Raw genomic sequence first — 11,555 nt, forward strand, 5'->3', positions numbered from 1 at the left:
TTCACACGCGGGAAGCTTCTTTTGGATACAATTGCCTCTTGCATCATATTGGTAGAAATAGGTATATTTGCTTATAGCGTCATTGGAGAGATCATAAAAGTTGAAGGCAACCAGGGCGTCTGCCGCCGAGGGAGGAAGCACGTAGCGCAGTTGTCCGGCCGGATTATACAAGTAATATGTGTCGGCATTCAACGTACTATACCGCACCATTACCATCCGGCCATCCTTGTCCACATACTCCCATACAGGGTTGCCATCCTCGTCCCTGGTTTCCTTCTTATAGAGGGTGCCCGGTTCATAGTATTCCGTATAAATTATCTCATCAGAGGTAGCTCCATATATTTTAAATGCTTTTACCTCATTGGCACCATTCAACCCGTATTTATAGGTCACGGGATGCGAAGCCCATGCACTCCCCGGTCCTGTTTCGGCGATGGGACGGTCGATTGCATCGTATGTGAATTTTGTATACGGGTTTCCTTCCGAATAGATTGGCATCGAGATCATGCTTATGTCAGGAACATAAGCCCCACTGCCATTATTGGTGACAGGCAGCCATTTCACACTGTCCCTGCCAACCTCGTCATATTCAATAAAATCTATAATATCAAGATTGGCCGGGTTTGCCTTTACGTATACATTCTGTTTCAAGCGGCCCAGTCCGTCCAGGTAACTGATATTATCCATCGATGCCGTTGCATCCGTCTTCAGGTATGTTTTTGTCCTGATGTAACTGCGGGGAATATTTTGCGCACTGGAATAACATACAAGAAGTAGCGCGAAAAATAATATTTTATATTTTTTCATGAGACTCTATTTTCAAATTTGAAACTATACGAACTTGTATTGCTGTCCATTTTGAGGAATAGCCTTGTTATCTACCTTTCTACAGGGACTATAATCCCTGGGGAGAGAGTTTCAACTTATATTCATTGCCGCTAACCAGATTAATCTTTGACAAATTGGGAATAGCGGAATAAGAAGATGTATTGGTGGCAAAATAGCAAAAGAGAACATTTGACTTGCTATATTGGTTTGACCCGGAAGATTTTACCACCACGGAGTATTCCCCGGGAAGAACAAATAAATATTCTTTGTTATCCGGATTAGTTTTGTCGATACTGTCGAAACGAACTTTTTTGGAATACTTCGTCTGGTTATCTTTATATAACTCTATTTCGACCCAGGTTGAAAGGAGGTTAGGCGCGGAGGGATAGTAAAACCCTTCCAGTGTCAGCTTGATCAGTTGGGAAGGACTGTCCGCCGGCAGGTCATAATTGTACCTGTTCAATCCAATAAGTTGACGGCTTATCTCTTCCGGAGGTGAACCGGAACTCACCACCCCTCCTTTCAATATTTTGTTGTAAGAGACCGGGGATGAACCCATGACTGTTTCAGTATAGAGGTAAGGGATATTTGTCCTGTTTGTTCCAAAGGCGGCGGCTTCCGGTTGTGTATATTTATACTCATAACCCTCAACCAGTTTCTTATTGTTGTCTTTTATGGCAATTAATCTTCCAAAATCGTCATAATCGAAATAAGTGGTACTGCCGTTGGATTCAGTCTTACTACTCATGCCGACAAGTTTCTTGTAAGTATACGATTCCACCATGGCCGTATTAATGTTATTCCTCAGGTTGGTCAAAACTGTGCGGAGAGCATCATCGGATGAGGGAGAATTAATGGTGCTATTATTTTTAAAACTCTCCGGGATGAGGGAATAAGGTATACCGGTTATTTGTGCGACCGGATAAAGTCCTCCATACCCCCACAGGAAGCTTACCGGGATCTTGTCCACTCCTGTCATTTGCAGTATATTTCCATACTGGTCGTATTTATCGAAAGTGGTCTCTATAAAAGTTGGGGAACCATTATAGGATTTTTCAATGGATACGGGTACAATTCCTCCCGCATCAGCACTCATGCCGTAATTGTTTTTCTGACAGAGGAATTCATCGTGTTGTGTATGGCGTTCTTCCACCACCTGGCTGATCATATTTTTTGATTCCATCGTATCGTAAATCCCGTCAAAGTCATAAGAGTACTTCAACGCCTTCTTCACGGTATATCCGTTACTGTTCACTGTGGTGATTTCGGAGGGCTGCAGCCTGTTGTATGTATATGAAACGGTTTTTGTCAAGGCTGGCGAACTATCGAAATCCTCTTCGGTCTCTTTCTTCAACAGCAATTTGAGGATGGGGATGGAATAGGAAGCCAACTTGTATTCACTGATATCGGTCAAAGCCGGACAATTATTATTATAATAACGGGCATCTGTGGAAATTGCAGCACCCCCGGATTCATAAATGATGCTATACAGGACATTTAATGCCGCTGCCGCCACCTGGATGCTGGCGGGATAGACGTATTTCTCATACTCGAATGATTTCCTGTTCACCAGTTGGAATTTATTTCCGACCAGTTTATATTCGCTTACCGATTTCTGATGGCCCAGGAGCCCGGGAGTCTTTATATAGGAAATCATCGCATCGTCGTAAACCCTTACCCTGTTGTTCCAAGTATGGTCGAAATCCCGTGGAGTATAAAACTCATATACGGTTTTTCCTGTTTGAACTCCCATGTCACTGTTATATTCGGTTACTTTGGTGTAATAGATGGAAGAGCCGTTCTCGTAGGTGTATTCCAGCATGGAGGCCGGGAAAATAGACAATTTCTTGTCCGTCATGATATGGGTATAATGCGATCTGTCCGGTTCCAGGACGGGAGGTATTAATAATTTCTCTTTGATGTACACAACATATTCTTCCTTCATTACCGCCTTGTAGCTGTAATCGTCCGCCATGGGTCCTAAAATGGAGCTGTAGTTTCTAATGTAGGGATTTAATTCGGGTTGCGCGTTCAATTCCCCGGCCCCATCTTCACATTGTCCGTATTTGTAGTACTTTTGTTTTACAGGTATGGTTGATCCCTTATCATAGTAATTAATGCTCCTGATCCTCAATCCTCCACAATATTGTATTAAATCGGCATATTTCAGACCTTGATAATCGCCAAAATAATAGGGCATGGGACAGAGATACTGGTTTGGTTCATAGTCGAAATCAACATATCCTCCTGTAGGATAAATAATTCGTCTCAACACTCCGGCGTCCATCATAAAATTATCACTTGATTGTATCCAGTATCTGTCATTTTTAGTTCCATAAAGGAGATGACTCTTAATATCAGACTGTGACAAATCCAGGAGATGTTTTTCATAGGCCAGGTATCTGGGAACGGAGTAGTAATAATTGCCATACATCATATCCGTAGTATAAATGGTCGGATATCCCCATGCATCATGTATTGCCAGGTGACTGCCAAAGCAAAATTTACTGTTATAGAGGAATGAATACTTTTCATTTTTTGCCGCTGCTGCCGTGACTATCAATGAATCAAGATACGGAGTTCCAATATTTTCCCCTCCATTATAATATTGATAATTATTGAGATTTGTCGGATTTGCAAAACTATGATAGAGTCTTACCGATTTAATGATATTATTATCCTGTAATATCTGTATATTGTCTAACCGGTAATCGGGATTAAATTTTACTTTTCCTCCATGAAAGGTGATTTCAGTTAACATGTACCTATCAATACTTGTTATCGTATTGAATGGATTACGATCCAAACTACTCAGTTGCACTATAGGATATTCTTTATCCACCAGTGTATTTGTACTGCTGTTGTAATAGGGTAAGTGTAAAATAGATCGAAGATCGTTATCTCCAAAATATTGAATATATTTAGGATTCGATAATCTGTAAAAAGGTTGGTTAAGATCGTTATACAATGTTACATCCTTGAGAGGGGATTTATTTGAGTAATAAATATATTCGAACGATCTACCCGGGAAAACCTCACTGGTATAGTATTCAACATAATCGGTATTGCTGCGGAGTTGTTTTGATGAAAGTTGAGTATAGGAGAATGCAAATACCTCTTTGCCCAAATTATTTAAAATCCTGGTACACTTCCAAGCCGTGATACATTGTTCGGGAGTATGAGAGACTTCTTGTCTCTCGAAATAATATATTGTTCCGTCGGTATCGGTAATCCTGAATGCACCTCCTGTCAATAATTCAATTTTTATATTGTCATACGGGGTGGGGACAAATTTATAGGTTGATCCTGTCTTTAGAATAAAAAAGGATCCCGACTTATTCAATAGTTTGTAATCAAACTTGTCAGGTTGTCCGTCTGTTTTTCCCGTTGCCAGATTATACATGTTGGCGTTTGGGAAAGGCGTCCCACCGGTAAATTTATAACCATCGGGTAGGATAAGGTTGTTATTCATATATCCCATATCGTTACCCAAAAGGTCATCCAGTCCATTAACGGTTCTTGTTATTTGCAATTCCGAACTTAAACTCCAGCCAAGACCGGCCCTTGACGCCTGCTCATTGATCTTGAATCCGCCGGCATGATATTGCAGGTCGATGGGTAAGACTAATCCCGCGGATTGAATCTCGTAAACCGGAATGTGGATATCCGGCACACCGGTACTCATACTCACCGGGTAGTTGACCATTTTTGTCAATGAGGCAGCCTCGGGAGATGTTGGAACAATTTTCGGCATATCCAATGATATTGTTTGCACCTGGCCATTCATTGTTACGAGAAGGCTTAATAGTATTACCAGAATCTGTACTTTCTTTTTCATAGTAAATTAAAATAAAAGTGTTTATTGTATTATTTTTCAATTTGCTTCATGATTGCAGTCATTTCCACCTTTTTGTCTTTCATCTTTTTTTCATCATATTCAAATTTCAGGGTTGATATCTTTACCGGTTGTATATTATCTTCGCAATACTTCAGGGCTTTCACCAGATCGATATAATTTCCTGCCAGGATCAGGCTTGCGTTATAGAGTTTGAAATCACCCTCGCTGTCCAGCAGTTCGGGTTCATACTGTTTCACTGAAACATTATTCTCTTCACACACCTGACCGATCCTCTCAACCAATTGCCCGTTACTGATCAGGTTTTCATTGCTTAACTGCAATGGAGCCAATACGGATTTGCCGGATGTCGTGCGCACCAGTTGTTCTTCCAGAGTCTGGATATGGCGATAATCGCCATACAACCGAAATGTCTTGGAGAAGGTGCATTTCCCAAGTATGATGGGCATGATGATGATCAACGCCACTATCTTAATTATTCCGCTATAGTATTTCATGGTTTTATATGTATTTCAAATTCATACGAACCTGCATCCTTCAGGTTGTTGATATTGATGATGTCCACCTTTCCGAACAACTTGTCCTCCTGCAGGTGTTGAGCCAGCAGGAGCACCGTACCGGCGACGTCCGCTTTTCCCTTTATGATAATCACATTGGCGTTGTCGTTCCGGTTCTTTCCTCTCACCCCAGGTGATTTCTCAGGGAAAAAAACCATCGATGTAAGCCTGATATCTTTGGGGAGGTAAGCGGCGATACGGTCCGCCATCAAAGCGAGGGGATAAACCCCTATCTTGTTGTACTCTCCGAACAGGCGATTGGTCTTTTTACTGTTTTCCGTCTCCACCTTGTTCTTCTGAAGTTGCATATTATAAGCCGTTTCACTGATGTCATACTTTTCCCTTATATTGGAAAAAACTATCCAATTGACAAGGAGGAGTAGAAAGAAAAGGAGCAATACCGGTAGTTTGATCCTGTCAAAGAGACTGTCAAAAAAGAAGGCCCTGAACTCCCTCGATCTTTTTACGATATCAAAATTCACCTTCCTTTCATAAAATTCTTTCAATGCAGTATGGATATCGGCATCTGTCTGCCGGGATACCACGATATCGGCTATGTAAAACCCTCTATTCTCCATTTCTTTCAACAGGTTCTCGAGAGATGATTTTCTGATGAAATCAATTCTGGAGTTGACATTATCTCCATGGATTGTCCATAGGAGATTGTCATTCTCCGTTATCTTCTTTGTAGCATCGTTACGGAAAACATCGTACTCCTTCGATCCCACATCGCTCCCGGAGATGGAGAGTAAGGCTATTCCATTCTCCTTCTTCGGTAACTCATCCTTTTCACTGTCTATTTCCCGGCAAATGACAGCAGCGTTTTTGAATGAATACCTGGCCACATTCACTTTGGTTGAAATAACGCCATCGCTTATTTCAACTTCCGATAATATGATCTCGTTCAATATGGAGGGTAGCAGGTTCATACTATTGAATGATGGTAGGTTTGATAAAAACACTCAATCTCTCGGAGGATCTGACTTTGGTGGTATTGCCAAAAAGCAGGCGAAGGACGGGTATCCGGGCCAGAAAGGGCAATCCCCGCGAGGAGGTGTCGGTAAGATTCTTCTCGATGCCTCCCAACAACACCATTTCCTGATCCTTCACCTTGATGATGGAGTTGAAACTCCGTTTTGTCAATCCCGGGGGTGCATCCTGGTCGCTACTCTCCCGCACGGTAAACTCCGCCTGGTCCAGGTTGATCTGGAGGGTGATCACACTGTCGAGGCTGACATAGGGTGTGATGTCCAGTACGAAATTGGCTTCCACGTTTTTCCACAGGTACGATTCGGACTGCAACGGGTTTTGTGTTCCTATGATATTGACCTGGCTTTCCTTGTAATATTTCACCTCCCCGCTTTTCAATATGGCTTTGTGACCGTTCAGCGTGGATAGTCTCGGGGTCGACCTTAAAATAATCTTGCCGGCATCTTCGAGGAATTTGAGGTCTGCATAGAAATTGGGTGTTACCTTGCCTAAGTTAATCGATCCGAACCCGTTGAAGGAGTTGATGATCCTGTTCACCGAGGCGGCACTCATCGAAAAATCGACTCCCGGGCTTACGGATCCTCCGGTGACCGAAGGCTTGTCACCTACGCCCATGGAAAGGCCGATGGATTGTGATGTCTTGTCAGTGGCATCCACTATGATCACGTCGAAGGAAATAAGGAGAACACTCCTGTCAATTTCATTCAGGAAATTCATGATCCTTATCACCGCCCGCTGATCGCCGTTGATCACAAGGCTGTTCAAATCGGGGAAGGTAATGATCTCCACATTGGTCTTGAGTTCCGCCGGTATGAACTCTGCCACCTTGTCGACCGTCCTGTACTTCATCGGGAAGACCGTTACCGAGGAAAGCCGTTCCCCTTCGGTGTGGCCTCCAAAGATATAGACGCCATTGTCGATACGCCAGGTGATATTCGTACCGGTCAGCATCACGTTCAGGAAGGTATGCAGGTCGACCTCCTCTACGTCAATATTGGTAGAGTGGTTGAACTCGTTGGAGAGGAAATAGTTTTTTCCCAGTCTACGGAACAGGTCGGGGATAATCTGGCGGACATTACCGCCGTTTATCCTCGCCGTTATCAGTCCTAAACTGTCAATAGTAAATTCATCAGAAGCGAAGGTATAACCGGCCTGTTGATTACCTTCCCCCTCCGGCTTGTAGACCGACCATGACCTCTCTGATTGCTTTCCATATTGGAAGCCGTTTACCGAAGAAATGGTCCTTACCGCTTCGTCTATTTTCATATTCTTGCCGTAGGCTGATACCGGTGATCCGTAAAGCGATCGGGGTATGATAATATTATAGCCGGTTGCTTCCATCATTTTTTTTGCAACCGATTCCAGCTTGCAATTGGTAAAATCAAACGATACTTCTTCTCTTAAGGGATCGAAAGCGATATATATGTCCGGTTCCACTTCAGGTTCGTCGTATGGTATGATTGACAGGATATTTCCCATGACTTCCACCTCCAGGCTTTTCTCCCTGCAGATAAAATAGAGGACATCGATCACGGGAACCTGTTGCAGGTGACAATTGATAAGCTTGTCGGGGCCGAAAGCCACATTGATACTCAGGTTCTGTGCTTTGGCCAGGCTTCTGAGCAGTTCCGAAACGGGGAAATTGGTAACGGCCACATCCACTTTCCCGGTATACCGGTTGTCGGTATACGATAGTTGTTGCAATTTTTCTTTGAGTTTCGCCAACCGTGGGTTTTCGGGAGATTGGGCTATCAGGTGTGCTAATCCCCCTGTCAGGAAAATGAAAAAAATGAAATATCTCTTCATGCCGTTATATAGTTTGTGCGTCGTTATATCTAAGTACTGTTTTACCTATATCGTTTCACTGATGATGGGCAGGATTTCTTCCAGCGAGGTTTCACCCCTGGCAAACATTTCCAGGGCGGAATCCCTTAGTGTTTTAATATCATGCTGCCGCAGATAGTCGTTGATATCGGTTTCACTTTTTCTTATCAATTGAGATAAATACTTGTCGATTGGAATTACCTCGTAAATTGCTTTCCTTCCCAGATAGCCGGTGTAGTAACACTTCTCGCATCCCGTTTTTTCATAATAGTTGTCCTGTGGGTTCAAATTATACCCACCGGTAAAGGATGCGTCGGGATGGAATATTTTTTTACAATGGGGACACAACAGACGTACCAGTCTTTGTGCAACGCAGGCTATCAAGGTCTCGGATATCAGGTAGGGATGCACTCCCATATCTATCAACCGGGTTATACTTCCCCATGCGCTGTTGGTATGGATGGTGGATAACAGGAGGTGTCCCGTCAGGGAACTGCGTATGGCCATCTGTGCCGTATCCTGGTCGCGGATCTCTCCCAGCATGATGATGTCGGGATCCTGCCGGAGGAAGGTGCGCAGGGCGCTCCCGAATGTCAGTCCTATCTCCTCTTTCAACTGCATCTGGTTTATCCCCGGCAGCGTGTATTCTACCGGATCTTCGATGGTAAGGATATTGTTATCCTGCCGGTTCAATATGTTCAGGGTAGCATATAGGGTGGTGCTCTTTCCCGATCCGGTAGGTCCGCTGATCAAAATAAGGCCGTTGGGCTGCATGATGGCCCTGTAATAGTCGGCGTATTGTTTTTCGTTAAACCCCAGCCGGCTCAATGAAAGCAGGCCCTGGTCTTTCGAGAGTAGCCGGAGTACGATTTTCTCACCGTAAATGGTGGGCATCACCGACACCCGTACGTCGAATTTCAGGTTATTCCTTTCAAAAAGAATCCTCCCGTCCTGTGGTAACCGCTTTTCCGATATATCCAGATTGGAAAGGATCTTAAGACGGTTTACCAGCGCCGGGTAATCAGCCTTGTTGATGATATACCGTTCTATCAGTTTCCCGTCGATCCTGAAGCGTACACGGCATTTTTTTTCGTAGGGCTCGAAATGGATATCACTCGATTTTAAAGTATCAGCTTCCTCGATCAGCTTTCCTACGAAATCCGAATCGCTTATATGCAGGGACTGGGTGTTTGAAGAGAAGGTGCGGTCCTGACGGTAATAGAAATTTAAAGCCTTGTCCAATTCCTCCGCATCGACCCTTTCGATTGCCACGTCCAGATCATAAATGATGGCAATCTCCTGTATGATCTTTTCATAATCCCGATTCTCATCCCCATAACATCTTAAGTGATTATCCTCCTGCATTTCGAAAGGGATAATCCGGTAGTTCGCCGCTTCGTTGCTTGAAAATAACTGGATCAGTTCGGTGGGGATATGGGAGTTTATCATAACTGTTATGCTAACTGTTGATAGATAAGCAGGACGCAAAGGCATGATCCTATGCCTGAAATTAACGGGATGTTGGCATTATTCCTGCCGGTAAGGGTGTGGATACCCCACATCAACAAGGTTGCGACGAAAGAGACCAGCATAAAAACAAGAAATAGCCTGGGCGTAAAAAAGGGAGTAAGAAACAGGATAAACAGGATATCCCCTTTTCCTATGATCGAGTTTACCGACTTGTACTTCAACAGGAAGTAGAGGTATACACCCAGTCCGGTCAGCAGGCACAGGAATATGTTTACTGCGAGATTCATGCCAGTCACCCTTAATCCGTTTTCTACCAGGCTGATTATGATTACGACCATACCAAAGAGTAGTAGTTGCCATAAGACAACCGTCCTGCTTCTGTAATCGGAGATTATCATCAGCACCAGAGGTATGAGTATGACCAGTTTCATGTTCAATCCTTTTCCGTTTCTTTCAGTTGTTTGTCCTGATTGATCTCCCATATGTTGAATTTGCCGTCCCTGTCGAAATCTACCACGGCGGTTGCCCGCGCCTTGTAACCGTTCTCGTCGGCTTCCACGATTTCAATCCTGTAGTTGGCCGTACCCTCGTCCGTTACCAGCGGTTGCTGTTCAAATCCAATTTCGTTGAGAGAGGATGAATATCTGGAATGGGTAAAGAAGTAGCTTTGCTGCAACGAATGCAGGAAAACCAGTTGCTGCTGGGCCTCCACGCTCTTTGCCCTGGAGATAAGGGGCATCAGGTTAGGCAATGCAATCAATACCAGAATACCGATAATTACGAGGACCACCAACAGTTCCGGTAAGGAGAAAGCCTCCAGCCTTTTGGAAGTGAAACGTGAGTTGTATAGATGTTTCATATGATATAAATTAATATATTTCGGGTTTATCAGCTATCATATATGTCATAGGCATAAAGAAATTATTATTGTCTTATTTGTGTGAATTTTGAAAAGTCGTATTGACGATAAAATAATTTTTTTCATGATGATATGTTTTTGTATAGTAATATTATGCTGTATATCAATAAAAAAGATACAATAACAATAGTCATTTCATGGAAAATCCTAATGACTGAGTTAGGGTAACAAATATACTATATAACTTTTATTAGACAAATAAAAAAGGAATAATTAACTCTAAAGGCTCACTTTTTTACATGCCTAACCTGACGGACCCGAATAATGGAATCAAGATTATTGCCTCCTGCATCCAGATACTCGGCAATTACAGTATCCCTGGGTACATAAGTTCCTTCCCTGTAAATATCGGATAAAACACTTCTTGTAAGAAAATAATAAAAGTCACTCTCATTTTCTAACTTCTCTTCTCGCTTCAGCATATCCTTCATATATTTGATTGCCCGCTTCATTAGTTCAGTTTTATTCTCTGATTTACTTCGTTTTACGTATTCATAATAATTCATTATATATGGCTCATTCCTTTCTTTCTTCTTTATCATTATTTCTGTATACCCTATCATTTCATTCTCCAAATGAGGGTTTTTGCCGTAATAAACCTCTAATCCCCAATAACTGATCGCATCACCTTCTTCCCGTACCCTTTTCTGGCAGCGTTTTAATGCCTCTTCGGTTTTAGGATAATAAGGCTCTTCTCCACCCGAAATTTGCTGGTATTTTTCCTCCGATACAGTATCTACCGCCACCTGCTGATTTTCTGTTTCTTCTACTTTTTCTTCTTCTTTTACCTTATTGGCACAAGAAATGAAAACAATGAAGAAACTCAATAATATAGCTATCCTTTTCATATTCATATTCGTGTTTATTTTACTACAATACCCGGATTGGCTTTAATAGCCCTCCGCATAAAATCATAGACCTCACCCCATGTTGGCTTGTCATCTTCCTCCTCCTCCTGCCCAGGCATTTTATTTCCCGGTATCGTCCGTATGACTTTTCCATTCTGATATACCAACCAATTGTCTATATCAGTTTTTCCCTTTTTCACGACCGCATATACTGGCATCGATACGGAATATGTGGCTATTCACTTATTTACATGCCTGACCTG

The 11,555-nt window shown here is 42.8% G+C and carries 10 protein-coding genes; all 10 read right to left on the minus strand.

Features of this window, described 5'->3' with window-relative positions:
- Positions 1-807, minus strand: an 807-nt coding sequence (locus tag VB073_RS17265) for a DUF6443 domain-containing protein (RefSeq protein ID WP_323405430.1), incomplete at its 3' end; no start/stop codon positions are given.
- 88 nt (positions 808-895) lie between these two features.
- Positions 896-4,666, minus strand: coding sequence for a hypothetical protein (locus tag VB073_RS17270; protein WP_323405431.1), 3,771 nt, complete (start codon positions 4,664-4,666; stop codon positions 896-898).
- A 29-nt stretch (positions 4,667-4,695) separates the two neighbouring features.
- Entirely contained in the window at positions 4,696-5,181 is a 486-nt protein-coding gene (locus tag VB073_RS17275; RefSeq protein ID WP_323405432.1) for a hypothetical protein, read from the minus strand.
- The gene (locus VB073_RS17280; protein WP_323405433.1) at positions 5,178-6,170 is read right to left on the minus strand and encodes a hypothetical protein; all 993 of its coding nucleotides are present in this window, start codon (positions 6,168-6,170) and stop codon (positions 5,178-5,180) included. Before VB073_RS17280 ends, VB073_RS17275 begins: the two co-directional genes overlap by 4 nt.
- A gap of 1 nt (position 6,171) precedes the next feature.
- Positions 6,172-8,037 carry a type II secretion system protein GspD gene (locus tag VB073_RS17285; protein ID WP_323405434.1) on the minus strand — a complete coding sequence of 622 codons (1,866 nt, stop codon included), beginning with the start codon at positions 8,035-8,037 and terminating at the stop codon, positions 6,172-6,174.
- A 45-nt stretch (positions 8,038-8,082) separates the two neighbouring features.
- The gene (locus VB073_RS17290; RefSeq protein WP_323405435.1) at positions 8,083-9,504 is read right to left on the minus strand and encodes a GspE/PulE family protein; all 1,422 of its coding nucleotides are present in this window, start codon (positions 9,502-9,504) and stop codon (positions 8,083-8,085) included.
- A gap of 5 nt (positions 9,505-9,509) precedes the next feature.
- A complete protein-coding gene (locus VB073_RS17295; RefSeq protein WP_323405436.1) occupies positions 9,510-10,007 on the minus strand; it encodes a hypothetical protein in 498 nt (165 codons plus the stop codon).
- On the minus strand, positions 9,959-10,384 hold the full coding sequence (locus tag VB073_RS17300; protein WP_323405437.1) for a type IV pilin protein: 426 nt from the start codon (positions 10,382-10,384) through the stop codon (positions 9,959-9,961). The genes VB073_RS17295 and VB073_RS17300 overlap by 49 nt, the downstream gene beginning before the upstream one ends.
- A gap of 287 nt (positions 10,385-10,671) precedes the next feature.
- Positions 10,672-11,292 (minus strand): hypothetical protein, encoded by a 621-nt coding sequence (locus tag VB073_RS17305; protein ID WP_323405438.1) that lies wholly within the window; start codon positions 11,290-11,292, stop codon positions 10,672-10,674.
- A 14-nt stretch (positions 11,293-11,306) separates the two neighbouring features.
- Positions 11,307-11,510: a hypothetical protein gene (locus tag VB073_RS17310; RefSeq protein WP_323405439.1), complete on the minus strand. Its 204-nt coding sequence runs from the start codon at positions 11,508-11,510 to the stop codon at positions 11,307-11,309.
- Positions 11,511-11,555: the final 45 nt, after the last annotated feature.

The sequence above is a fragment of the Proteiniphilum sp. genome (genome assembly GCF_034927365.1).
GTDB lineage: Bacteria > Bacteroidota > Bacteroidia > Bacteroidales > Dysgonomonadaceae > Proteiniphilum.

Bases quoted from the DNA above. Each gene is read 5' to 3' on its own strand.
- VB073_RS17270 (WP_323405431.1), bottom strand. From the start codon at position 4,666: ATGAAAAAGAAAGTACAGATTCTGGTAATACTATTAAGCCTTCTCGTA.
- VB073_RS17275 (WP_323405432.1), bottom strand. From the start codon at position 5,181: ATGAAATACTATAGCGGAATAATTAAGATAGTGGCGTTGATCATCATC.
- VB073_RS17280 (WP_323405433.1), bottom strand. From the start codon at position 6,170: ATGAACCTGCTACCCTCCATATTGAACGAGATCATATTATCGGAAGTT.
- VB073_RS17285 (WP_323405434.1), bottom strand. From the start codon at position 8,037: ATGAAGAGATATTTCATTTTTTTCATTTTCCTGACAGGGGGATTAGCA.
- VB073_RS17290 (WP_323405435.1), bottom strand. From the start codon at position 9,504: ATGATAAACTCCCATATCCCCACCGAACTGATCCAGTTATTTTCAAGC.
- VB073_RS17295 (WP_323405436.1), bottom strand. From the start codon at position 10,007: ATGGGAGATCAATCAGGACAAACAACTGAAAGAAACGGAAAAGGATTG.
- VB073_RS17300 (WP_323405437.1), bottom strand. From the start codon at position 10,384: ATGAAACATCTATACAACTCACGTTTCACTTCCAAAAGGCTGGAGGCT.
- VB073_RS17305 (WP_323405438.1), bottom strand. From the start codon at position 11,292: ATGAAAAGGATAGCTATATTATTGAGTTTCTTCATTGTTTTCATTTCT.
- VB073_RS17310 (WP_323405439.1), bottom strand. From the start codon at position 11,510: ATGCCAGTATATGCGGTCGTGAAAAAGGGAAAAACTGATATAGACAAT.